The 23,835-nt window shown below is 62.5% G+C and carries 19 protein-coding genes; 15 read left to right on the top strand and 4 right to left on the bottom strand.

Annotated features, from left to right (window positions below; genetic code table 11):
• Positions 1-90: 90 nt before the first annotated feature.
• Positions 91-726 (top strand): TetR/AcrR family transcriptional regulator, encoded by a 636-nt coding sequence (locus ACP7B7_RS23525; RefSeq protein ID WP_426078311.1) that lies wholly within the window; start codon positions 91-93, stop codon positions 724-726.
• 12 nt (positions 727-738) lie between these two features.
• Here the strand turns inward: ACP7B7_RS23525 and ACP7B7_RS23530 are convergent, their stop codons facing one another.
• Positions 739-2,232: a succinate CoA transferase gene (locus ACP7B7_RS23530; protein ID WP_426078312.1), complete on the bottom strand. Its 1,494-nt coding sequence runs from the start codon at positions 2,230-2,232 to the stop codon at positions 739-741.
• A gap of 151 nt (positions 2,233-2,383) precedes the next feature.
• On the opposite strand from ACP7B7_RS23530, the gene ACP7B7_RS23535 reads away from it, so the two are divergent.
• Positions 2,384-3,277, top strand: a complete 894-nt coding sequence (locus ACP7B7_RS23535; protein ID WP_426078313.1) for a LysR substrate-binding domain-containing protein — start codon at positions 2,384-2,386, stop codon at positions 3,275-3,277.
• Between the two features lie 107 nt (positions 3,278-3,384).
• Here the strand turns inward: ACP7B7_RS23535 and fucP are convergent, their stop codons facing one another.
• Complete coding sequence (gene fucP, locus ACP7B7_RS23540) at positions 3,385-4,692, bottom strand: L-fucose:H+ symporter permease (protein ID WP_426078314.1); 1,308 nt, start codon at positions 4,690-4,692, stop codon at positions 3,385-3,387.
• 301 nt (positions 4,693-4,993) lie between these two features.
• On the opposite strand from fucP, the gene ACP7B7_RS23545 reads away from it, so the two are divergent.
• The 9 genes from ACP7B7_RS23545 (at position 4,994) to ACP7B7_RS23585 (ending at position 14,524) form a co-directional block, all read left to right on the top strand.
• Positions 4,994-5,227: a DUF3563 family protein gene (locus ACP7B7_RS23545; protein ID WP_374694268.1), complete on the top strand. Its 234-nt coding sequence runs from the start codon at positions 4,994-4,996 to the stop codon at positions 5,225-5,227.
• A gap of 238 nt (positions 5,228-5,465) precedes the next feature.
• A complete protein-coding gene (locus tag ACP7B7_RS23550) occupies positions 5,466-5,903 on the top strand; it encodes a hypothetical protein (protein ID WP_426078315.1) in 438 nt (145 codons plus the stop codon).
• A gap of 172 nt (positions 5,904-6,075) precedes the next feature.
• Positions 6,076-8,064 (top strand): methyl-accepting chemotaxis protein, encoded by a 1,989-nt coding sequence (locus tag ACP7B7_RS23555; RefSeq protein ID WP_426078316.1) that lies wholly within the window; start codon positions 6,076-6,078, stop codon positions 8,062-8,064.
• 220 nt (positions 8,065-8,284) lie between these two features.
• A complete protein-coding gene (locus ACP7B7_RS23560) occupies positions 8,285-10,516 on the top strand; it encodes an ATP-binding protein (protein ID WP_426078328.1) in 2,232 nt (743 codons plus the stop codon).
• A 79-nt stretch (positions 10,517-10,595) separates the two neighbouring features.
• Positions 10,596-11,210 (top strand): hypothetical protein, encoded by a 615-nt coding sequence (locus ACP7B7_RS23565; protein ID WP_426078317.1) that lies wholly within the window; start codon positions 10,596-10,598, stop codon positions 11,208-11,210.
• Between the two features lie 102 nt (positions 11,211-11,312).
• Positions 11,313-12,350: an acyl-CoA dehydrogenase gene (locus ACP7B7_RS23570; protein WP_426078318.1), complete on the top strand. Its 1,038-nt coding sequence runs from the start codon at positions 11,313-11,315 to the stop codon at positions 12,348-12,350.
• A 1-nt stretch (position 12,351) separates the two neighbouring features.
• Complete coding sequence (locus ACP7B7_RS23575; RefSeq protein WP_426078319.1) at positions 12,352-13,122, top strand: PIG-L deacetylase family protein; 771 nt, start codon at positions 12,352-12,354, stop codon at positions 13,120-13,122.
• On the top strand, positions 13,119-13,763 hold the full coding sequence (locus tag ACP7B7_RS23580; RefSeq protein ID WP_426078320.1) for a methyltransferase: 645 nt from the start codon (positions 13,119-13,121) through the stop codon (positions 13,761-13,763). Before ACP7B7_RS23575 ends, ACP7B7_RS23580 begins: the two co-directional genes overlap by 4 nt.
• A complete protein-coding gene (locus ACP7B7_RS23585) occupies positions 13,760-14,524 on the top strand; it encodes a glycosyltransferase (protein WP_426078321.1) in 765 nt (254 codons plus the stop codon). Before ACP7B7_RS23580 ends, ACP7B7_RS23585 begins: the two co-directional genes overlap by 4 nt.
• Positions 14,525-14,539: 15 nt before the next feature.
• Here the strand turns inward: ACP7B7_RS23585 and ACP7B7_RS23590 are convergent, their stop codons facing one another.
• Complete coding sequence (locus ACP7B7_RS23590) at positions 14,540-14,908, bottom strand: hypothetical protein (protein ID WP_426078322.1); 369 nt, start codon at positions 14,906-14,908, stop codon at positions 14,540-14,542.
• Positions 14,909-15,042: 134 nt separating this feature from the next.
• A complete protein-coding gene (locus tag ACP7B7_RS23595) occupies positions 15,043-16,260 on the bottom strand; it encodes an FAD binding domain-containing protein (RefSeq protein WP_426078323.1) in 1,218 nt (405 codons plus the stop codon).
• Positions 16,261-16,540: 280 nt separating this feature from the next.
• Here ACP7B7_RS23595 and ACP7B7_RS23600 point away from each other — a divergent pair, with 280 nt between their 5' ends.
• The 4 genes from ACP7B7_RS23600 (at position 16,541) to ACP7B7_RS23615 (ending at position 23,761) form a co-directional block, all read left to right on the top strand.
• Positions 16,541-18,787 (top strand): TonB-dependent siderophore receptor, encoded by a 2,247-nt coding sequence (locus ACP7B7_RS23600; protein ID WP_426078324.1) that lies wholly within the window; start codon positions 16,541-16,543, stop codon positions 18,785-18,787.
• A 234-nt stretch (positions 18,788-19,021) separates the two neighbouring features.
• Positions 19,022-21,307 (top strand): anti-phage ZorAB system protein ZorA, encoded by a 2,286-nt coding sequence (zorA, locus tag ACP7B7_RS23605; RefSeq protein WP_426078325.1) that lies wholly within the window; start codon positions 19,022-19,024, stop codon positions 21,305-21,307.
• A gap of 1 nt (position 21,308) precedes the next feature.
• A complete protein-coding gene (gene zorB1, locus ACP7B7_RS23610; protein ID WP_426078326.1) occupies positions 21,309-22,037 on the top strand; it encodes a type I Zorya anti-phage system protein ZorB1 in 729 nt (242 codons plus the stop codon).
• A 53-nt stretch (positions 22,038-22,090) separates the two neighbouring features.
• Positions 22,091-23,761 carry an EH signature domain-containing protein gene (locus ACP7B7_RS23615; protein ID WP_426078327.1) on the top strand — a complete coding sequence of 557 codons (1,671 nt, stop codon included), beginning with the start codon at positions 22,091-22,093 and terminating at the stop codon, positions 23,759-23,761.
• Positions 23,762-23,835 lie beyond the last annotated feature (74 nt).

The raw sequence follows: 23,835 nt of genomic DNA on the forward strand, positions 1-23,835 counted from the left end.
ATAAAAAAATGATTTGTAACAAGACTGGAAACATTCCAGGCCCCTGCCGCGCCCTATAATTCCTTTTTTTAGTGATCATCAGGAAAGAGTGTGGATAAGAAGTTAAGCAATATCCAGGAAAGAAAACTGCGCGAAGCGCAGGCACGCCGCGAACATATCATCGCCGTGGTCAAGGACCTCATCAAGAAAGGCGGCGCGCGCGCCGTCTCGATCCGCAAGGTGGCGGAAGCGGCCGGTTTTTCCACCACCGTGGTGTACGCCCTGTTCCGCGACAAGGCCACCCTGATCGGCCAGGCAATGGACAAGGACTTGCTGGCCCTGGTGCACACCATGCGCAGCGCCAGCGATGCCGGCACCGGCGCCTGGGAACGCATCGCCCTGGTAGGGCGCGCCTATGTGCAGTACGGCCTGCGCCACCGCGACGAATACGCGCTGCTGTTCATGGAACTGCGCCCGCACGCCGCCATCGCCGCGGTGGAGGTCGAGCACGGCAATATCGAGCAGGACCCGTACGCCTACGCGCTGCACCTGTTCGGCGAACTGGCGCACAGCGGCCAGGTCCGCGCGGACGAGGCGGCGCTGCACACGATGACGCAGATCTTCTGGCAGGCGCTGCACGGCCTGGTGTCGCTGCGCATCGTGATGGAGCACATGCAACCGGACAGCCACCTGGACGACTTGCTGGCGGTAGTCACGGAAGGCATACGGCTGCGGTTCCAGCCCTAGCCTTCCTGGCGTTCATGCCTCCAGCATGCTGCCGCTTTGCTGGTAGCGCGCGTGCCATGACAGCGCCTGCTCCAGGAGATGCGGCGTATGGCCGCCACGCTGGCAGGCCGCGTCGTAATAAGCGCGCAACTGGTCCCGGTAATCCGGATGCGTGCAGCGCTCGATGATCAGGGGCGCCCGTTCACGCGGCGCCAGGCCGCGCAGGTCGGCATAACCCCATTCCGTCACCAGCACATCGACATCGTGTTCCGTATGGTCCACATGCGAGACCATCGGCACCACGCTCGACACCCTCCCGCCCTTGGCGGCCGACTTGCTGACAAACATCGAGACCTGTCCGTTGCGCGCAAAGTCGCCCGAGCCGCCGATGCCGTTCATCATGTGCGTGCCGCACACATGGGTGGAATTGACGTTGCCGTAGATATCGAACTCCAGCGCCGTGTTCAGGGCGATGATGCCGAGCCGGCGCACGATCTCGGGGTGGTTGCTGATCTCCTGCGGGCGCAGCACGATTTTTGACCGGTAATGGTCGATATTGTCCATCAGCTTCTGATGCACGGCGGCCGACAGGGTGATCGACGAGGCCGACGCAAACGCCAGCTGGCCCGAGTCCAGCAGCTCGATGGCGCTGTCCTGCAGCACTTCCGAGTACATCGTCATGTTGCGGAAGGGCGAGCCGATCAGGCCATGCAGCACCGCGTTGGCAATCGTGCCGATGCCGGCCTGCAAGGGCAGCAGTTCCGGCCCCATGCGCCCGGCCGCCACTTCGCCTTCCAGGAAGGCGATCACATGGCCCGCGATGGCCTGGGTTTCGGCGTCGGGCGGCAAGGCGTTTGACGGGCTGTCCGGGCTGTCGGTGATGACGATGGCGGCGATGCGGGCCGGATCGATGGCGATCGCCGTGCCGCCCAGGCGCTGGTCGACGCGCGTGAGCGGAATCGGTTCGCGGCCCGGCAGGGTCTGTGGAATATAGATGTCGTGCAAGCCTTCCAGCGCCAGCGGCGTCGACAGGTTGATCTCGATGATCACTTGGGCCGCTTGCTGGGCGAACGCGGCGGAATTACCGACCGACATGGTCGGAATGATGGCGCCGGCAGCGGTGATCGCGGTCGCCTCGATGACGGCGATATCGACGGCGGCCAGGTTGCCCGAGCGCAGCTGTTCGGCCGTTTCCGACAGGTGCTGGTCGATGAACATCACCTCGCCCTGGTTGATCTTGCCGCGCAAGACCGGGTCGACCTGGAACGGCATGCGGCGCGCCAGCACGCCGGCCTCGGCCATCAGGCCGTCGCTGCCGTTGCCCAGCGAGGCGCCGGTAATCAAGGTCAGGCTCAACGGTTCCTGGCGGGCGCGCTCGGCCAGCGCGCGCGGCAGGGCCTTGGCGTCGCCGGCGCGCGTAAAGCCGCTCATGCCGACACGCATGCCATTCTGGAACAAGGTGGCTGCCTGGTCGGCGCTCATGATTTTATCGAGCAAGCCCGGGTGGCGTATACGATCCTGGTACATCGAAAGACTCCTGGTTATTCTTGAAATACATGGCGGTCATACATGCGCGCCATAAGTGGCTTCAGTATAAAATCCGGGATACATGGATGGCATGAATTAATAGCGACATATCCAGTCGCAATTTTCATGCTTTGACAAAGCGATACTTATCTTGGATATCCGTTCCCTGCGCTATTTCGTGGAAACCGTACGCCTGTCGAGCTTTACGCAGGCGGCCGAATCGCTGCACCTGACGCAATCGACGATCAGCAAGATGGTGCGCCAGCTCGAAGACGAGGTCGGCGCCCAGCTGCTGGTGCGCGACGGGCGCAAGCTGAGCCTGACCGACACCGGCCGCATCGTCTACCAGCACGGCCAGCAGATGCTGGCCAGCATGCGCCAGCTGACCCTGGAAGTGCGCGACACGCAGGCGCTGGCGCGCGGCAGCCTGACTGTCGGCATCCCGCCGATGATCAATGTCCTGTTCACGCCCGTGCTGAAAGCCTTCCGCGCGCGCCATCCGCAGGTCAAGCTGACCCTGCAGGAAGACACGGGCCAGCAGATCGAGCGCAAGGTAGCGGCCGGCGAGCTGGAAATCGGCATGACGGTGCTGCCGGCCGACCCCGAACTGGAGCTGGTGACGGTGCAGGTCGCCAGCTACCCGATCTGGGCGCTGGCCGAGCCGGGCACCTTCCAGCAGCAGCGCACCAGCCTGCCGTTCAAGGCGCTGGCCGACTTGCCGCTGGTGCTGTTAAAGGATGATTTTGCCCTGACGCGCAGCCTGCGCCAGCATTTTGCGCAGGCCGGTTTCGAACCGGTCATCGCCGCCCAGAGCGGCCAGTGGGACTGGCTGGTCGCAATGGCTTCCGCAGGCCTCGGCGTGGCGCTGCTGCCCGAACCGTTCATCCACCGCCTGGCTGGTGTACCGCTGGCGGCGGTACGCATCGTCGAGCCGGACCTGGCGTGGCAGGTGGCGCATATCTGGAACGGACATTACCTGTCGCACGCGGCGCGCGCCTGGCTGGCCGTGTGCCAGGACGTGCTGGGCACGCGGTTCGTGCCCTGAATGCAAAAAAGGTGGCCGAGGCCACCTTTTTTTGATCAAGCTGAAGTGGTGATGTCGGATTACGGCCCGAAGGGCCTCGGCGGCCCCGCCTAATCCGACCTACGGGCTTATTTCACAGCCGCATCGTTGTTGTACATGCCCGCATATTTCAGGCCGAAGTACAGGATGAAGGTGTAGCACAGGGCCGGCACGATGAACGACACTTGCAAGTTCATGTGATCGGCCAGGAAACCCTGGATGAACGGCACGATGGCACCGCCGACGATGGCCATGCACAGGATGCCGGACCCCTGGCCGGTTTGCGCGCCCAGCTTGTTGAGCGCCATGCTGAAGATGGTCGGGAACATGATGGAATTGAACAGGCCGACGGCGATCAGGGCCCACATGGCGGTGTGGCCGGTGCCGAACACGGCGACCAGGATCAGCGCGATCACGATGGCGGCGTTGAAGGCCAGGGTCTTGCCCGGGCTGACATAGCGCATCACGGCAAAACCGACGAAACGGCCGACCATTGCGCCACCCCAGTAGTAGCTGACGAAATGCGCGGCGTCGGCCGGCGTCAGGCCGGCGATATGGCTCTCGCCCAGGAAGTTGATCAGGAAGCTGCCGATGCTTACTTCGCCGCCCACGTACAGGAAGATGGCCAGCGCGCCCAGCACCAGGTGGCGGTGCGACCAGATCGAGACCTTGTGGCCATCGCTCGACAGCTTGACGTCATCGTCCGCATGCGAAATCGTCGGCAGCTTGGCCAGCGCAAACAGCACCGCCAGCACCACCAGCGTGGCGGCCAGCGCCAGGTATGGACCTTGCACGGCGGCTGCTTCCTTGGCGCGGTAGGCCAACTGCTCGGCGGCCGGCAACAGGTCGAACTGCTGCACCGTCAATACCGTGCCCGACAGGATCAGGATGCCGCCCAGGGTCGGCGCCACCGTGGTGCCCAGCGAGTTGAACGCTTGCGTCAGGGTCAGGCGGCTCGACGCCGTTTGCGGGTCGCCCAGTTCGGTCACATACGGATTGGCGGCCACCTGCAGCACCGTGATGCCGGCCGCCAGGATGAAGAAGGCCAGCAGGAACAGCGCGTAGCTGCCGGTCGAGGCCGGATAGAACATGGCGCAGCCGGCGGCCGCGATCAGCAGGCCGGCGACGACGCCGCGCTGGTAGCCGATGCGCTTGATCAGCGCGCCGGCCGGCATGGAAACGATGGCGTAGGCGCCAAAGAAACAGAATTGCACCAGCATCGCCTGCACATAGGTCAGCGTGTAGATCGAGCGCAAGTGGGGAATCAGCACATCATTCAACGATGTCAGCAGTCCCCACATGAAAAACAGCACCGTGACAATGATCAGGGCGCCCGTATTGTTTTGCGTGCCGGCCTGCGGGGCGCGCGCGCCTTGGCCTTGCTTTACGTATTCCATACCTTCTCCATTTTCAATTCCAAGAGTTGTGTTGTCTTGCCTTATATCTGTCATGCACCGCACAGCGGGTCAGGCAGCGTCGAGGTCTGAAAACAACATCAGCCAGCCTTCGCGTGTCGTAGTAATACTACTTCAGTGTGGGCGCATTATGCCCGAAAGCCCCGGATTGCGCAGCTTTCGCACCCATTATTTGATAATTGAATAGCTGACATTTGAAATCGAAAGTGTACTTATAACTTGAAAGGACTATACTTATGTTGCGGTGCAGCAGTTGCTACACCCCAACTAACCGGAGCCTGCCATGTCGACCACATTCATGTATCACAGCACCCCATCGAACAACATCGTTGCCACCCTGACCAGCATTGTCAAAGGCATCACCACCTTCCTGTCGCAAGGTCCTGACCACCGCGAACGCGCTTACGAAGAAGCCTACCTGGCCGAATCGACCGACCGCTACGACCTGGAATACCGCATGCGTGAACTGTCGCGCGCCCACCCGCAGCCTAGCTGGATGAGCGGCCTGGGTCGTTAAGCAACACCGCAGCACCTGGTTGTACGCGTATCCGCAACAAAGCCGGCAAGACCCTTGTCCACGCCTCGCGCGTCCGCGACAATACCGATAGCACCATCCTGCTCGCCTTTGGCTTGAGCCCGGGATGGGCTACAGGGCAATATTGCAACAGTTACTATGTTGCAACGCATCATGGCATTTATCGCTGCAAAGTCGAATTTTTGCTAGTTTTACTACGAGATTCTACTTAGGTACTACTGTGTCCACCATGACCGTCGTCAGCCATCACCACCCTCTTGTCCTGCGCATGGAAGCGGAACTGCTGCCGCTGTTCCAGGATGCCTTGCCGTCGCTGACGCAGGCGTCACCTCAGGTACTCGCGTCCGTGTTTGCCTTTTCCACCGGGTCGCAAGGCGCTTTTCTCGAGTACCGCTTCGGCATCTCCTGCCTGCTGGACGCCGTGCCCGACCACCAGCCCGATGAGCTGGCGCTGCTGGTGACCGTGTCGGGACTGGACGGCGAGGCAAGCGTTGCTGCCGAGGTGCGCTGGGGCCAGCCGTCCGGACGTTGCGAAGCGCAGGCCACATTGACGGAAGCGTCCATGCCGGGGCTGCACGCAGCCTTGCCCGCCTTGCTGGCGGCGCTGCGGCAGGCGCTGGAGCGGGGCCGGCCAGCCGATGAGGCACGCCCCGCGTAGTGCTTCGAAACAACAAATGTGATTTTCCGCATCACAACTTAATTGACTTTCACTACGCGGCGGCCCTATCCTTTCAGTGACGTTTGGTGAGAATTCAGCTTGCCCGACCATCGGCCCTTGCGGCCGCCATCCGCTCTTTCAAGCACGCCCACGCTGCCAGGGATACGCCATCATGCAACTCTCCTTAAACAGCAAGATCTGCGTCGCCGCCACCGCGCTGGCCATCTTCAGCCTCGGCATCACTGCCGCCGTGATCGGTTTCAAAAGCAGCGCCAACGCCGAGGCCGCCTCCATGGCCCTGGCCCGCACCACGGCGCGCGAAGTGTCGAGCACCTTGCAGGCGCGCATCAGCGGCAACCTGTCCGCCGTCACCAGCCTGGCCGGCGCCATGCGCGGCACGCGCGGTGCCAGCCTGGCCCTGCAGCGCGAACAGATCAACGAACTCAGCAAGGCAACCCTGGCCAGCTCGGAAGACCTGATCGGCGTGACCGTCACCTGGGAGCCGAACGCGCTCGACGGCAAGGATGCCGAGTTTGCAGGACAAGCTCCCCTGTACGACGCCAGTGGCCGCTTCATGCCCTACTGGACCCGTGGCGCCGGCGGCAAGATGCAGGCCGAACCCATCGTGTTCGACCCGAAGCCGGGCGCCAATGACTGGTATGACGTGCCCAAGCGCAGCGGCAAGCCCGTCTTCACCGAACCGTATCTGTATCCGGTCGACGGCAAGAGCGTGCTGATGGCCTCGCTGGTGGCGCCGATCATGATCGACGGTTTCCAGGGCGCGGCCAGCGCCGACTTCATGCTGACCCGCCTGACGACCATCCTGGCCGGACTGAAAGTGATCGAAGGCGGCCAGCTGGCATTGATCTCCAACGGTGGCCTGTATGCCAGCCACCCCTTGCCGGCCCGCCTGGGCAAGCCGGCCGACGATGTACCGGCCGCCGGCCTGGACAAGGTGCGCCAGGGCCAGCCCTACGAATATGAAGACGGCAACGGCATCATCCATCTGCTGCAGCCGCTGCTGATCCACCCGGAGATCGCGCCGTGGAGCGTCGAGCTGAGCTTTCCGAAAAGCGTCGCCACCGCGCCGGCGCGCGAACTGATCACTTATACCCTGATCGTCGCCCTGCTGTGCGCGGCCGCCACGGCCGGCATCCTGATTCTCACTGTCAACCGCCTGACCCGTCCGCTGCGCCGGCTGGGCGCGACCATGACCGACCTGTCCAGCGGCGACGCCGACCTGCGGGTCAAGCTCGACGTCAAGGGCACCGACGAGCTGGCCGTGATCGGCCAGGGTTTCAATCAGTTCGTTGAAAAAATCCACGCCGTGCTGCTGCAGGTGCAGGCCAGCGCCGACAACGTGGCCCGTTCCAGCGCCGAGATCGCGCAGGGCAATAACGACCTGTCGGCGCGCACCGAACAGCAGGCCAGTTCCCTGGAAGAAACCGCCGCCTCGGTCGAGGAGCTGACCGGCACCGTCAAGGAAAACGCCGAGCATGCGCGCCAGGCGAATCAGCTGGCCGCCACCGCTTCGCAAGTGGCGCAGCAAAGCGGCGTGGTGGTCGGCAAGGTGATCGCCACCATGACTTCGATCAATGACTCGTCGAACAAGATCGTCGACATCATCAGCGTGATCGACGGCATCGCCTTCCAGACCAATATCCTGGCCCTGAACGCGGCCGTGGAAGCGGCGCGCGCCGGCGAGCAGGGCCGTGGCTTCGCGGTGGTCGCCACCGAAGTGCGCAGTCTGGCCCAGCGCAGCGCCGCGGCGGCGAAGGAAATCAAGCTGCTGATCGACGATTCGGTCGACAAGGTGGCGGCCGGCAGCAAGCTGGTCGATGAAGCGGGCGCTACCATGGAGCAAGTGGTCGACAGCGTGCGCAAGGTGACCGCCATCATGGCCGACATCAGCGTCGCCACCAGCGAGCAAAGCGACGGCATCGCCCAGGTCAACCAGGCGCTGGCGCAAATGGACGGCGTGACGCAGCAGAATGCGGCGCTGGTCGAAGAAGCGGCGGCGGCCGCAGAAAGCCTGCAGGACCAGGCCCACCACCTGGCCGAAGTGGTCGGCGTGTTCAAGCTTGGTCAACAGCTGCGCCAGCCGGCACAACGACTGGCGCTGGCCAAGATGCCGGCAGCTGACGACTGGGAAACGCTTTAAGCCGGCAATACCACCCCCCAGGACCGGCGTGCGCCGTGCCCGCCGGCTGAAATGCAGGTGGACATAACAGGGATTCAAGCGCATCATGACTTCGTCCGAGTCAGTTTTCCCGCTCCCGCCGTGCGCCGCAGGCCGCGCTCATCCCTGATTTCCTTCCATTGCCCGCTCCGGCATGCCGGCGTCCAGGGCGGCCGCGTGCATATTCTGGAGCAACACCTTGATGGTCCATCCGTCTTTAACAGCAGCACGACCTGCCGAAGTGCCGGTCACGCTGGCCAATTGCGCCGACGAAGCGATCCATCTGCCGGGCCAGATCCAGCCCCATGGCGCCCTGCTGGTGTTCAGTCCCGACGGGCTGCTGACAGGCTGGTCCGGCAATGCCGCCAGCCTGCTGCAATTGTGCGTGCCGCTGTCGTCCGGCTTGCCGCACGACGCCCTCGGATTGCCGGCCGAAGCGGCAACGCTGGTGCGGACCTGCCTGCAGGAAATCAGCGAAGGCGAAGCGGCGCCGATGATGGCGGCGATGCATGTCGATGGCCTGCGCGTCGACTGCATCGTGCATGCCCACCTGGGGCGGGTGCTGCTGGAATTCGAGCGGTGCCTGCAGCCGCCGCCGGAGGTCACGCGGCAGGTCATGATGGCGCAGCAAATGTATGACCGCCTGAAACGCCAGAAAGACATCACCGCCCTGCTGCAGTTCGCGGTCGAGCAAGTGCGCGCCATGACGGGTTTCGACCGCGTCATGGCTTACCGCTTCCGTCCTGATGACAGCGGCGAAGTGGTGGCCGAAGCGCGGCTGGACAGCTGGCCGCCCTACCTGGGGCAGCGCTATCCGGCCAGCGACATCCCGGCCCAGGCACGGCGTCTGTACATCATCAACACGGTGCGTTTGATCCCCGACGTGAACTATGCGGCGGTGCCCATGTTCGGCAGTGCCGCCGGTGCCGCGCTCGACATGAGCCACGGCGTATTGCGCAGCGTGTCGCCGGTGCATGTCGAATACCTGCAAAACATGGGCGTGGCCGCTTCGATGAGCATCTCGATCCTGATCAACGACCGCCTGTGGGGCATGCTGGCCTGCCACCATGGCAGCGCCCGCCATGTACCGTATGCGGTGCGCATGGCTTGCGACGTCCTGGCCCAGGTACTGGCGTCGACCGCGCAGGTACTCGACAGCCGTGCCCAGGGCGCGCACCTGGCGACCACCGCCACCGTCTGCGAGCAGATCACGGCGGCGCTGCTGGTCGAGGAAGACCTGGCCAGCGTGCTGCCGCGCCATGCCACCGCGCTGGCCGACGCCTTTGGCGCGCATGCGCTGGTACTGGCCCAGCACGGCAAGCTGCAATGCCATGGCGATGTATCGCCCGAACTGGCGGCTGCCATGGTCGCGACCTTGCCGCAGCACAGTGACAAGATAGTGCAGCGCTGCGCGCGCGAGGACTGGCCGCCCGCCATCCACGGCGCGCTGGGCAAATGGGTTGGTTTGCTGGCCCTGAGTTTCAATCCTGCCGGCAACGGCTGGCTGCTGTTGCTGCGTACCGAGCAGATCGAGAACGTGCGCTGGGGCGGCAAGCCGGAGAAAATCGTCAAGATCGGTCCCCTGGGCGCGCGGCTCACGCCGCGCGGCTCGTTCGCCCTCTGGTGCGAAGCCGTGCACGGCCGCTGCGAGCCCTGGGAATCGTGGCGGCTCGACGCAGCCATCGGCCTGCTGGCCGAACTGCACCGCGTCAGCCTGTTCGCGCAGGTCGAAGCGGACCGCGTGCGCGCCCTGATGCTGGCCATGCTGGGGCACGACCTGCGCGACCCCTTGCACGCGATCCAGATGGCGGCCACCATCTTGCAGCGCGACGAGCGTCAACAGACGCTGGCGCGCCGCATCCAGTCGTCCAGTGCGCGCATGCAACGCCTGATCAGCCAGGTGACGGATCTCAGCCAGCTGCGCACCAGCAACGCCATGCCGATCTGCTTGCGCAGCGTCGACCTGGCGGCCCTGCTGGCCGACCTGGTCGACGAATCGCGCACGGCGCATCCCGGCGTCGAGCATCGGCTGGCGCTGCCGGCCAGTTGCATGGCGATGGCCGACGCGGACCGCATCGCCCAGGTTGTCACCAATCTGCTGGGGAATGCTCTGCACCACGGCGCGTGCCTGCGGCCATTGCAGATCGCGCTGGTGCGCCAGCAAGACAATCTGGTCCTCAGCGTCAGGAACGAAGGTGCGCCGATCAGCATGCTTGCCGCCGGCACCCTGTTCGACCCATTCAAGGCGGCCGGCCTGCACAATGTGCGCAATCCGGGCGGCATGGGACTGGGCCTGTATATCGTGCAGGAAATCGTCAAGGCGCATCGCGGCACCATCACCTATCATTACGAAGCGCCGCATGTGGTGTTCAGCGTGATGCTGCCGCAGGCCGCCGCCGTCCAGGAAAGACCGCCATCCCTGCCGCGCGGATAGATTTCGATAGTTTCAATAAAGAAATATTTCATATAATCGTGGACGCTGGTTTTCAGCATTCACGGATTACAGGAAAGACATGAAAACGCCGCTGGCATTGCTCCTCACCTCCACCTTGCTGGCCGCTTGCGGCGGCGGTTCTTCCAGTCCCGATACCGGGACCGGGACCGGCACCGGCACAGTGACCGCCCCTCTTTCCGTCTATGCGGGCGCCTGGCAAGCGCCATGCGACGATCATGAACTCGATAGCGTGACCTTGTCGGCCAAAGCCGACGGCACGCTGGAAGTGGTCACCAAGGCCGAGTATTTCTTGGCATCGAACTGCGGCGGCACACCGCTTGCCACGCAAACCACGTCGGCCAATGCCAGCATCACCTTCACGGGCTCGGCCGATTCGCCGATCAAGCTCACCACCAGCGGCGCGACCACCACCCTCAAGCTCGACAAGGTGAATGTGGCCATTCCCGCCTACAAAACCCTGCTCACGGGCAGCGCCGTGCAATACCTGGTCGAACAGGGGCAGGCAAAATGGTGCTTCAGCATCGGCGCCTCGTCGCGCAGTTGCATCCTGGACACCGGCACGGAACCGGCTTCGGCAAGATCCGGTGCCATGTATATCAATGGCAACACACTGTATCTGCTGTCGCTGGCGAATGGCACCTGGGTGCCGGACGAAATCTACACGCGCAAATAATTGGCAGCCGGCAAACACGCATCTGTTTGCTGGCGACTGTGCAGGATCGTACATACATTGCAAAAATACAAAGCTAATCTGTTGTAAAAACAGGAGCTTGCAATGTCTGCCACCCCCCATTCCACCGCACCATCCGATGCCTTCAGCGCCGAAGCGCTGGCCGCCCTGCTGCCCGCCCACGCTGCGCCACCCCTGGAACAATTGCAGCGCCTGATAGCCGCCGGGCTCGACCGCTTGCCGCTGCCTGGCCACGGCGCCACCTTGCAGCGCTGGCAGGCGCTGGCCGCCATTGCCGCGGTCGACCTGTCCCTGCTCAAATTGTATGAAGGCCATACCGACGCGCTGGCCATCCTGGCTGAAATTGACGGCGCCGGCGAGGCGCCCGGCAGCAGCTGGGGCGTCTGGTGCGCGGAAATGCCGGGCGCGCGCGTCAAGCTGCACCAGGGCGCCAATGGCCACTGGCAGCTCGATGGCCGCAAGGCCTGGTGCTCGGGCGCGGCTGGCCTCAGCCATGCACTGGTCAGCTGCTGGAATGACGCCGGCGAGGCCTGCCTGGCGCAGGTAACACTCAGCCAGCCTGGCGTCACCGTCACGCACGACGGCTGGCAGGCGGTCGGCATGGCCGGCAGCGCCAGCGTCGACGTGCTGTTTTCCGCCGCCCATGCCACCCCGGTCGGCGCACCGGGCGCCTACCTGGCGCGGCCCGGCTTCTGGCATGGCGGCGCCGGCATCGCGGCCGGCTGGTATGGTGCCGCCTGCGCCGTGGCCGGCTACCTGCACGCGCGTGCCGGGCATGCCACGCCCGACCCGGTGCGCCTGGCGCAACTGGGCCGGATCGACTGCGCGCTGCGCGCCGCCGGCGCCCTGCTGCGCGAAGGCGCGCGCGAGATCGACCAGCATCCCCAGCGCGACGCGATGGAACTGGCGCTGCGCCTGCGCCTGGCCGTCGAAGACTGCGCCACCCTGGTGCTGCAATTGACCACGCGCGCGCTGGGCGCCGGCCCGCTGTGCCGCGATGCGCACTTTGCCCGCCTGGCAAGCGACTTGCCGGTCTTCCTGCGCCAGAGCCATGCCGAGCGCGACCAGGCTACCCTGGGCGGCATTGTCGCCGGCGCCGCCGACCATCCGTGGGGGCTGTGACATGCGCATGCTGATGATTCCCGAGCAAGAGCGCCAGATCGAAGGCGCAGGCACGCCGGACGCCGACTGGCAGGCCTGGCCCGGCCTGGCCGCCCTGCCGCCCGTCACGGCGCGCGAACTGGTGCCGGGCAGTGCGCGCGCGGTGGTGGTCGCGCCCCACCCCGACGATGAAATCCTCGCCTGTGGCGGCCTGCTGCAGCTGCTGGCGCAACAAGGCAGCGAGGTACTGCTGGTGGCCGTCACCGACGGCGGCGCCAGCCATCCCGGTTCCAGCCTGTGGCCGAAAGAGCGTTTGAGCCGCGTGCGCCCTGATGAATCGGTGCAGGCCGCTACCGCGCTGGGCATCACGCCAGCGTGGCTGCGCCTGCATCTGCCCGACGGCGGCGTCACCGCGCGCGAAGCCCACCTGGGCGCCATGCTGCGTGAAATCCTGCGCCCTGGCGACACCGTGCTGACCACCTGGCGCTTCGATGGCCACCCCGACCATGAAGCCTGCGGGCGCGCCTGTGCCGCCGCGGCGCCGGCCTGCGGCGCGCTGCTGGTGGAAATGCCGGTCTGGACCTGGCACTGGGCCGTGCCCGGCGACGCGCGCGTGCCCTGGCAGCGCGCGCGCCGCCTGCTCTTGCCCGGCGATCTGCTGCGGCGCAAGCGCGAGGCCGTGCGCTGCTTTGCCAGCCAGATCGAGGCCGACGCTTCCACCGGCCAGCCGCCCATCCTTGCCCCACATGCCCTGCAACGCCTGCTGCACCCTAGCGAGGTCTACTTCCGATGAACCTGACATCACCCACCGGCGACGCGCGCGGCGCCTATTTTGAACAGCTGTACCAGGACGATGCCGATCCATGGCGCGTGCGCCAGCGCTGGTACGAAGCGCGCAAGCGCGCGCTGCTGCTGGCCTGCCTGCCGCAACAACGCTACCGCAACGCCTATGAACCGGGCTGCGGCAACGGCGAACTGACGCTCGAACTGGCGCACCGCTGCGAGCGCCTGCTGGCGGCCGATTTTTCCGCCGAAGCGTTGCAGCTGGCGCGGCAAAGACTGGCCGACGCGCGGCAGGAAGACAACGTCACTCTCGAGCGCCACCGCCTGCCGCAGGACTGGCCGCGCACCACCAGGGGGGTGGAAAAATTCGACCTGATCGTCATCAGCGAGATCGCCTATTACCTGTCGGCCGACGAGCTGGCGCAGGTGGTCGAGCACAGCGTGGCCGGCCTGGCGCCGGGCGGCAACATCGTCCTGTGCCACTGGCGCGCGCCATTTGCGCAGCGCATCCTGTCGACCGTGCGCGTGCACGACGCCTTCCAGCATGCGCCTGGCCTGCACTGCCTGGTGCGTCACGAAGAAGCCGATTTCCTGCTCGGCGTTTGGTCCAACGATGAGCGCTCGGTGGCGCAGAAAGAAGGTTTCGCATGATCGGCGTCGTGGTTCCCGTACATAATGAAGAAGCCTGCCTGGCCGCCTGCCTGGAAGCACTGACCAGGGCCGCCACCTGCGCCCAGCTCTGTGGCGAAGCGGTCTGCATCGTCATCGTGCTTGACGCCTGCAGCGACCGCTCGCAGCGCATCGTGCTCGCGCACGCCATGCAGGCCGACGCGCGCTGGCGCCTGGACTGCATCGCCGTCGAGGCGCGCAACGTGGGCGCCGCGCGCGCCGCCGGCGCCAGCCTGCTGCTCGAACGCGGCGCGCGCTGGCTGGCATTTACCGACGCCGACACCTGCGTCGCGCCGGACTGGCTGTGCATGCAACTGACGCAGAAAGCCGACGCCGTCTGCGGCACCATCGCCGTCGACGACTGGTCGCCGCATGCGGATCACGCGAGCGCGCTGCGCGAGCATTTTGCCCGCACCTATACCGATTGCGACGGCCACCGCCATATCCACGGCGCCAACTTCGGCGTCTGCGCCCGGGCCTACCTGCGCGCCGGCGGCTTTGCGCCGCTGGCCTGCAGCGAAGATGTCGCCCTGGTCGCCGCCCTGCAGGCCAGCGGCGCCCGCATCGCCTGGAGCGCCGCGCCGCGCGTGACCACCAGCGCCCGCCGCGACGCCAAGGCCAGGGGCGGCTTTGGCGATACCCTGTTGCAGGTGGTGGGGGCGATGGGGGTGGCGGAAGTGATCGAAGGACTGGTGGCGTCGACGGTGACAGGGCAGGCACTCGGTGCGCAAGGTGCGGTGTAGCGACGCAGAAGCCTGTCAGCAGACCGCGCCAGCGTCACTTTTGCCCTTGCGCAGATCGAGCCCAAGATAACAGGTAGGGCCATCTTCTTTCGCCCGCACGCATAACAAGTGCCCCCTGCGGCGCTCGCGATAACCGGCCACGCCGCTGCAGGCATCCTGCTTTTTTACATCCGGGCCGATCGAATCGGACAAATCGCTCGCACCACGTCCCTTGAACCGGAAGGACACATGGGCGTCGCCTGGGGATGGCGGCTGCATCTCCGCCAAGCTGCCACCATGGATCTGGTAACTTCCATTCAAGGATCTGGCTTCAGCAGACGGCGCGCTGTGTGCAGCGGGCATGTTCAACGAGCAGAGAATCAGCAGCATGAGACGCCCGCTCATGACCGCCACCACAGGCTTGCTTCAAGCATGACTGACCCATTCGACACACCCGATTGATGAAAAATCCATTCATCATTTTCCTTCCGCATACCTCAAGGGAGTTGTGCAAAGTCAACCATCAATCTGGCAGCACACTAAAACATGCCCTCGCGCGGCCGTCCATCCGATGCGCCGTGCGGCGCCATATCCATGATGCGCTCGCCCAGCGCGATACCCCATTCGCTCATCTGCCTGCCGTGGCGCAGCGCCTGCCCCTGCCAGCGCGCCAGCGCCGCGTCTATCGCCATGCCCGTATCGGCCGAACGCAGGCTGCGCGCCAGGCTCAGGGCATTGGCGGCCGCCTTGGCCGCGCCGCCGGCCGTATGCGGACGCGGCACGGAGGCGGCGTCGCCCAGCAGCAGTACCCGGCCAAATACCATCTGCGGCACCTGCAGGTCGAGGATGGCTTGCACGAAAGGTTCGGGCGTGGCTTTGACCAGGCGCGCAAAGCTGGGCGCCAGATGCTGCGCCGCATCGTGGCGCAGGGCCGCGATGGCCGCATCCGGCATGGCGCCTGGCGGCAGCGAAAATGCGTGGGCCACGCCATCGCGGTCGGTCAGCGCCTGCGTCAATCGGGCGCCTGCGGCAATCTTGCGGTACCAGACCCAGTTGCGCCGGCGCTGTCCGGCCAGGGTCGACTCATTGTCGCCCGGCACCAGGTATTCGAGCAGCATATGATCTTCACCCTGCTGGAAGGCAAAACTGTCGCTCAGCTTGGCCTGCAGGTCCGCCGCCAGGCCGCGTTCGGCGGCCAGGCCGCGTTCGGCGGCCAGGCCGCGCCAGGCCACATAGCCCGCGTAATGGGGCGCGATATGCGGCAGCAGTTGCTGCCGCACCGTGGAACGCGCGCCGTCGGCGCCGATCAGCAAGTCAGCATCTTCGCTGCGGCCGCCGGCGAAATGCGCGGTCACGCGCGCGCCCTGCTGCTCGAAGCCCAGCAGCCGTTCGCCGGCATGCAGCACATCGTGCGGCAAGGCGCGCCGCATGCTGCCATGCAGGGTATTCCAGGACGTCTGCACTTGCGGCATCATCGCGCGGCTGACGATCTGGTCCTGCCGGTCGAGGTAAATGCGCTCGCGCGACGCCACGCCCAGCGGCACCGCGTGCGGCACCCGGGCAAAGTCGAACACGGCTTCCACCTCGGGCTGCAGCACGATGCCGCCGCCGCGGCTGTCCGGCACGCCGGCCGAGCGCTCGAACACCCGCACGTCCCAGCCGATGGCGCGCAGTGAAACGGCGGCGAACAGGCCGCCGAGCGAACCGCCGATAATCACGGCGCGCGGGCGGGACGTGGCGGGATGCAGCAGGGGCATGATATTTCTCCTTGAGATGGCACGGCCTGTGATCCAGGCATGCCGCCGAGCTTATCTCAATGGCGAAAAAACACACTCGCCCATGGGTATGGGCTACTCATCCTTGCGTATGAGTGCTGCCTTAACGCCGCCATGCCGCAGTGCTTTTGACAACGTTGCTCTGGCACCACTAATTGTCACAGAAAATCACAATTGCATGGACGTAACAACATCGGCATAATTATAATGAGATTGATTATCATTTAGATTATTATTTACCAAGCTACCCTCTGGAGTTCCGATGTCCCGCCACCGCGCCACTGCCCACCCCATGTTCGTCCTCCATCCTGTACGGCATGCCGCCAGGATCACCTTGCTGTGCGCCAGCGCCGCCCTGCTGCTGCCGATCACCTCGGCGCAGGCCGAGACCGCCGTGGCGGACGCCCAGGCCAATGGCGCCGATGCGACATTGCCTGCGATCACCATTACCGGCACGGCCGACAAGGGGACCTCCACCGAGAACTCGCGCTCGCTCGCCTCCGGCAAGTCGACCCTGTTCAAGGGTTTCGAATCGAACCGCGAGATCCCGCAACCGGTCACCGTCATCACCCGCCAGTTGCTCGATGACCGCGCCTTCTTCGACATGAACGAAGTGCTGCAGAACACACCCGGCGTGACGGTCGACTATGTCGACAGCGAACGGGTGCAGTATTTCTCGCGCGGCTATTCGATCGACGCCATGCAGGTCGACGGCCTGACGATCACGCAGGGCGGCTCGATCTTCATCCAGCCTGACACCGCCGTGCTCGATCACGTGGAAGTGCTGCGCGGCGCCTCCGGCATGCTGCGCGGTTCGGGCAGCCCGTCGGCCACCGTCAACATGGTGCGCAAGCGCCCGACCAGGACCTTCCAGGCCAACCTGGGCCTGTCGCTCGGTTCGTGGGACCGCCGCCGCCTGGAAGCGGACGTGTCCGGCCCGCTCAATGAAGACAGCAGCATCCGCGGCCGTATCGTCGCCGTCAAGGATAAAAAGGAGTTCTTCCAGGATGCCAGGGACGAAAACCGCAAGGTGCTGTACGGCGTGCTGGCGATCGACCTGAGCAAGAACACCACGCTGACCACCAGCCTGCAACACACCGACCTGGACGCCACCGGCGCCTGGGGCGGTTTGCCGGGCAACTTCGACGGTTCCTCGCTGAACCTGCCGCGCAACACCTACCTGGGCGCCGACTGGAACCGCTGGAACCGCTACAACCAGCAGGCCTTCGTGGAACTGGAGCACCGCTTCGAGAACGAGTGGACCGTCAAGCTGAGCAGCGAATACACACGCATGCGCATGGACGACAACGGCTTCAAGCAAAGCTATTTCACGCGCTCGTCGACCACCAATCCCTACCTGTTCGGCGTGACGACGTCGCTGTACACGGGCGACGCCGGCGACCAGGAAGCCACCGGCCTGACGGCCAGCGGACCGTTCACCCTGTTCGGCCGCAAGCACCAGCTGGTGTTCGGCGGCGAAAACCTGCGCACCAAGACGCGCGGCACGGCCGGCCTGTTCAACCTGAACCCGCTGACCAACGTCGATATCCGCAACTGGAACCCGTACACCAGCTATATCGACAAGGACGCGACCGCCGTCAACAACCTGAAGCCGACCTACACGCGCCAGCAGGGCCTGTTCGGCACGGCCCGTCTGTCGATCACCGACCCGCTGGCCGTGATCATCGGCGCGCGCGCCAGTTGGTGGGACTACAAGGCGCCCGCCTCGCCCGCCACCAACTATGAGATCAAGCACGAGATCACGCCGTTTGCCGGCGTCACCTACGACATCACCAAACAGATCAACGCCTACCTGAGCTACACGGAAATCTTCACGCCGCAAAACGTCAAGGACGTCAACAACCGGCTGCTGAAACCGATTACCGGCGAAGACTATGAAGCGGGCCTGAAAGGCGAGTTCCTGGGCGGCAAGCTGACCGCCTCGGCCGGCATCTTCCGCATCAACAACGAAGGCCGCGCGGTCGACGACACGACCTCCAGCAATCCATGCGGCGTGTCCAACCCGACCGGCTACTGCCGTATTGCCGATGGCAAGACGCAGAGCGAAGGCTGGGAACTGGAAGTGGCCGGCGAAATCATGCCGGGCTGGCAGCTGACCGGCGGCTATACCAATACCCGCACCAAATACCTGAACGATCCGACCAAGGCCAACCTCGGCCAGCCGCTGCGCAGCATCGACCCGCGCCAGCAGCTGCGCCTGTTCAGCAACTACCGCGCCACCGGCGCGCTGCAAGGCCTGAGCTTCGGCGGCGGCGTGGCGGTGCAGGACAATTCGTACGTGCGTTCCGGCGTGCTGACGGCGAGCCAGGGCGGCTACTCGGTCTTCAACGCCATGGCCGGCTATGAATTCCGCAACGGCTACTCGCTGCAGGTCAACGTCAACAACCTGGGCGACAAGGTGTATTACAAGAAGTATGGCCCGACGAGCCTGAGCTACTACTACGGCGACCCGCGCAACGTGGTGGTGACCCTGCGCGCGAAGTTCTGAGCGTAGGATGAACAAGAAAATGGCCGCTTCATGAGCGGCCATTTTTACATCCATCGAGATATCACCATCATCGGCCAACACAAAAATGCTGCAATAAAGTATCAAAATGGTCGCCATTTGGATAAATACTGGGTTTTAAGCTACGCTTTAACGTTAACTTCAGGTATCGTTTATTGCCACAAAAATATTTTCATCACTTTCTCAGTAATTTGACGCTTGCTCAACGGCCAACACATGCTCGATTTTTTACAAGCACCGACAAAATTCATCGCTCCCTCGATAGTCATAATATTTCTGTTTTTTTTGACTCGCGGCTTTTATAAACGTTACTACGTCCCCGCGAAAAAACTTGCGAGCGAACTTGCAAAATATACGGAAGACATCAAAGGGATACGGAACAATGCACCAGCTGGACGACGCATCGCCGCAAAACGTGTCTTCAGCAACACCTCGTTTTTTCACCAGTGGAGTGAATTTGAGGAAACGCTGCATGATCAGTACGAAGTCATTGATGGTGAACGAATTGTCAGGCAAAGCCGTGCCACGACACCTGCATCATATTATTTTTCAGCTCAAAGTGTTGTCGATACCCCGCTGCATGCCGAGTATTTCAAACACCTGCCGGGCATACTTACCGGCCTCGGTATTATTGGAACCTTTTTCGGCCTGATGTTGGGGCTCAATGCGTTTGATCCCAGTGCACCTGAAAAAGTACAGGAAAGTGTCAGTGGGCTGATCCGTGACGTGTTTTACGCCTTTATTGGTTCGCTTGCGTCCATCATTTGCGCCATGTTCGTGACCCATCTGGAAAAAGAACAGCTGCGTATTTGCTATGACCAACTAGAGAAGCTGACCGACGCCATTGATGGTTTGTTCGATGCCGGCGTGGGGGAGGAATATCTGGCTGATCTGGTACGTACCAGCCAGGAAAGCTCGGTACAAACCAGAATGCTCAAGGATAGCCTGGTCACTGACCTGCGCGAGATGCTGCAAAACCTGGTCGATACGCAGGTACGTGAAAGCCTGAAGCTCGCGGAAACGCTGAGCGGCAGCTATCGTGATTCCGGCACCATGCTTGCCGGACAAATCAGCCAGAGCATCGAGTCGAGTTTTCGTGAGCCGCTTGAAAAAATTGCGCAGTCGGTCTCGGCGGCAAGCGGCGATCAATCCAAAGTCGTCGGTTCGATGCTGCAAGACGTTCTGGTGGCCTTTATGGCCAAGCTCGAAAGTACATTCGGCCAGCAGTTTCAAGGTCTCTCTACCATGCTGGAGCAATCCGTCACTGCGATGCAGCAGATGCAAAATGGTTTCTCCGCCTTGGTCAGTGATCTTCGCGACGCCAGCGAATCGTCGAGCCAGGCCGTTTCACAGCAATTGGCGAAGACATTGCAAGATATGCATAACAGCCAGGACGTCATGCAAGCGGCATTGAACGATATGGTCGGTACCATGCAATCTGCGGTCGAGAACATGGGTAGCCAAGGTGTCGAAGCCGGCGACAAGATTGCCGTGCAACTTGAAAAAATGTTTGCCGATGGGGAGACACGGCAACAAAAAATGATGGATCAGATGGATGCCTTCGTTCAGCATATGCAAGACAGCGTTGGCCGCGGACAAACCGACACCATGGATCAGATTGCAGGGACGGTCGGCCAGCTTGAGCAACAAATGCAAACGATGGTCAATGGTATCGGAGCATCAATTTCCCGTGCCCAGGAAGATAGCCTGCGTAACGCTTCCAACGCTTCCGATGCCATGACGGCGCGCCTTGAGGACATGTTCTCCAGTTTTGATCGCGCACGCCACGATATGGACCAGCAATCCCAACAGGCATTGGCAGACTTCCGGGAAGAGGCCAAGTGCGCCTTGGAGGGACTCGGCAACCAGGTAAAATCGTTGCTTGAACTCGTCGAACGCGAACGCCATGCCATGCGCCAGACAGTCGATGCGCTCGGTGGACAGACCGAGCGCAGCCTGCAAGGAATGCAACTTGGCGCCGACAAGATGCGCGTTGCCGCTGAGCGATTCGATACGGCGGGTGCCAGCGTGCAAACAGCCATGCAGTCCAGCGGCGAAACCATCTCGGCACTGCGTACCGGTTCTTCCGAGCTATCCGTTGCGATGCGCGAGCTTTCCTCGGTGGTGTCCGATTATCGCGCCAACCGTGATGTGACCGCACAAAACCTGCAATCACTGCAATTACTCGTCGACAGGGCGCAACAGGAAGCCGGCGTCCGTGAAAAGACAGCATCCGACCTGATACGTCTGAGCGACCAGATTCATGATATGAATCTGGAGACCGAAGAGTACTTGAGCAAAATTTCGGAGGTTGTCAGCCACAGCTTTGACGAGTTCGGGCGCGGCATCGAGCGAACCCTGCTTAAAACCATGGGTTCGCTGGATGCGGAACTGGACAAGGCTGTCAAATCCCTGGCAGGCGGCGTCGAAACCGTCGCCGAGAACATCGAAGATTTGTCGGATGTGCTCGCGAAAGCCAATACCCGTACGGTAAGGTCATAGTATGTTCGGGATGCGCTCACGCGGCGTTCAACGCTCAACCGTCGAAGGCGAGAAGCCATTCTGGATCTCGTATGCCGATCTGATGACGGCCCTGATGATCCTGTTTCTGATCGTGATGGTGTCCTCGCTGGTCATGATGACCAAGCGCATTGCCGACGCTGGAGCGGAAGAAAAGTCCCGCACCACGGACATCTCCAATCTGTGCAATAGCCTGAAGGCCAAAGCCAGCGAGCTGAACCAGAATATCGTGGTCGACTGCCGCGACAATCGCATCAATTTTGGCGAGGCAGGCCGCTTCGGGTTCAACGACTACAAGCTCGGCCCGAATGGACAAACTGCACTGCGCAATGTCGTGCCGCTGGTGATTGATGCTGCCTCAAGCAAGGAAGGAAAACGCTGGTTCAAGCAGGTACTGATCGAAGGGTTCACCGATACCGATGGTTCCTATCTTTACAACCTGCATCTGAGCTTGCAACGCTCGGAATGGGTCATGTGCGCCTTGCTTGATGACCGGCTCTCTGCCGATACGGGGCTGAGCCTGGAACAAAAACATCAGGTACGCGAATTATTCCTGGCAGGCGGGGTGTCCTTTAATAATGCAAAGGACAGTCCAGAAGCGAGCCGCAGGGTTGAATTGCGCTTGCAGTTTTATGGATTGAAAGATGACGTTGCCACCAGCCATCCGGCCGTCTTCAATGCGACCAGCGCCGAAAAGTGCCTTTTGATATGAAGCCGGCAAGACCCAATCCACTTGAACTGCTGTCAGGAAAACTAAGCAACTCCTTGAGCCGTTTCAATCGGGACAGCGAAGGCATCATGCTTGCCATCGAGCATCCCTTTCTGCTCAAACAGGAAGCGGATCGCATCACGCTCTTGTTCGAGCAAGGCGCCCCGCCAGAGCCGCCGTTGCAGCAGCGCATTAATGCACTGGCGCGGCTGCGCCGCGGTGAAGCCAACCTGTCCCGGCGCGACTGGACCTTGATCACCTGGGGACTGTGTGACGATTGCGGAGCCAGCGGCAAACCGATCGAGGAACAGCGCTTGTTTGATGCCGTCATGGCGCATACCGGAGAATGGATCATTCGACGCGATGTGCCGCGCAAAGGATGGTTCGGCCTGCTCAATAGCTACTTCTCCTTTGACGTCGATGCATTCCCTTTGCATGGAAACTGGCGGCGCCTGCGTGTCTGCCTGCTCGACACCATGCCGATCCTGTTCAGCAGCCTGAGCAGGCCGAAGATGTGGTCACGCATGATTGAGCGGCACGCCGACATATTCACGGACCAGCCTGGCTACTCTCTGCGCCATATCCTGTTCTACGGCTCTGTGGACGAGCGTGACCAGCTCCGGAACAGCCTGCCGATTCCGGAATCAAGCTGGCTTTGGCGCCGCGTCATCACGTATCAGATCGACTACCTGAACAACATGAGCGACAGCGATTTTGTCGCGGCCATTCCACGCATGGTGGATTTCATCAGGACAAGGCCGCTGTATGCCGATGAATTGCTGGCCACCATGCTCACCCGTTACTGCCAATCCTCGTATCGTTCAGAATCGCACGAAGTACTGAAAACCGAGTCTTTTGCGCGCTGGGGCAATCCCCAGTTGCGCAGCTCGGCGCGCTGGTCACTGGTACAGGAACCAGTGCGTGGAATGGTGCTACGCTGGTTCGCCAAGGAAGACCTGGAACATTTCTTCAGCCTGCTTCAGGGCTCAGGCCAGGTAGACAAGGCACGCCTGGTCTACTGGCTGCGTTTTGTCGATCAGATTTCCTACACCAGAATTCTTCTGGGCGAAGATGCGCTGACCAATCAAGATCCGGAATTCCGTAATTTTCGGCAAAAAAATGTATCCCGTTATGGCAGCCTGATCGGCGGACTCAGACACAATAACGGGTTTGTGCTGCGGATTGGCGACCATTATCTGGTGGAATTTTCTGGTACTGGAAATGCGTGCTATGCCTATCAGGAAAAGGAACTGCCGTTTGAGCCATCGGCAAAAACGCTTCACGCCGAACATGAACTGAAAAGAAGAATCTACGATCGGCAAGGTGTTGATAACCGGATTCTGCATATGAGCAGTTGGGAATCGAAGGCCGATCAATTTCTTGTAAAACGCGGCATTCGTGCCGGTGCAGTGGTATCGGCTACACCAGACAAGGTCAGTAATTACCAGGCCAGGTTCTCGCCATCGCACCTGCAGGCGCCACCTGACTCACCGGTGCAAACCGCGCAGGTCGGGCCAAAAACCGCAGATCCTGGCAAAAAAATGCCACCAGTACTTGGCATGTCCGAATCCAGCCGACGCGTCATTAGCCAAGCGAAAGAACTTGCGCGCATTAACAAGGTTGAAATACAAGACAACTTGCAAAAAGGCGGCGCGTTCTGGGTGTTGGCCAGCAACCCCGACACCATGCTTGGGCGTGAACTTGCCCGCATTGGCATGGCCCACTAAAGTGGACCCCACCGTCAAGACAATTCGTACCAGAGTTTAAGCTATGGTCATGCCACTGCTTACAGCGGAACAGC

It is taken from the genome of Janthinobacterium sp. PSPC3-1, assembly GCF_049896105.1.
Classification (GTDB): Bacteria; Pseudomonadota; Gammaproteobacteria; order Burkholderiales; family Burkholderiaceae_D; genus Janthinobacterium.

Excerpts from the sequence above, each read along its gene's own strand:
- ACP7B7_RS23530 (WP_426078312.1), bottom strand. The coding sequence starts at position 2,232 with ATGTACCAGGATCGTATACGCCACCCGGGCTTGCTCGATAAAATCATG.
- fucP (WP_426078314.1), bottom strand. The coding sequence starts at position 4,692 with ATGGAATACGTAAAGCAAGGCCAAGGCGCGCGCGCCCCGCAGGCCGGC.
- ACP7B7_RS23545 (WP_374694268.1), top strand. The coding sequence starts at position 4,994 with ATGTCGACCACATTCATGTATCACAGCACCCCATCGAACAACATCGTT.
- ACP7B7_RS23555 (WP_426078316.1), top strand. The coding sequence starts at position 6,076 with ATGCAACTCTCCTTAAACAGCAAGATCTGCGTCGCCGCCACCGCGCTG.
- ACP7B7_RS23560 (WP_426078328.1), top strand. The coding sequence starts at position 8,285 with ATGGTCCATCCGTCTTTAACAGCAGCACGACCTGCCGAAGTGCCGGTC.
- ACP7B7_RS23565 (WP_426078317.1), top strand. The coding sequence starts at position 10,596 with ATGAAAACGCCGCTGGCATTGCTCCTCACCTCCACCTTGCTGGCCGCT.
- ACP7B7_RS23570 (WP_426078318.1), top strand. The coding sequence starts at position 11,313 with ATGTCTGCCACCCCCCATTCCACCGCACCATCCGATGCCTTCAGCGCC.
- ACP7B7_RS23575 (WP_426078319.1), top strand. The coding sequence starts at position 12,352 with ATGCGCATGCTGATGATTCCCGAGCAAGAGCGCCAGATCGAAGGCGCA.
- ACP7B7_RS23580 (WP_426078320.1), top strand. The coding sequence starts at position 13,119 with ATGAACCTGACATCACCCACCGGCGACGCGCGCGGCGCCTATTTTGAA.
- ACP7B7_RS23585 (WP_426078321.1), top strand. The coding sequence starts at position 13,760 with ATGATCGGCGTCGTGGTTCCCGTACATAATGAAGAAGCCTGCCTGGCC.
- ACP7B7_RS23590 (WP_426078322.1), bottom strand. The coding sequence starts at position 14,908 with ATGAGCGGGCGTCTCATGCTGCTGATTCTCTGCTCGTTGAACATGCCC.
- ACP7B7_RS23595 (WP_426078323.1), bottom strand. The coding sequence starts at position 16,260 with ATGCCCCTGCTGCATCCCGCCACGTCCCGCCCGCGCGCCGTGATTATC.
- ACP7B7_RS23600 (WP_426078324.1), top strand. The coding sequence starts at position 16,541 with ATGTCCCGCCACCGCGCCACTGCCCACCCCATGTTCGTCCTCCATCCT.
- zorA (WP_426078325.1), top strand. The coding sequence starts at position 19,022 with ATGCTCGATTTTTTACAAGCACCGACAAAATTCATCGCTCCCTCGATA.
- zorB1 (WP_426078326.1), top strand. The coding sequence starts at position 21,309 with ATGTTCGGGATGCGCTCACGCGGCGTTCAACGCTCAACCGTCGAAGGC.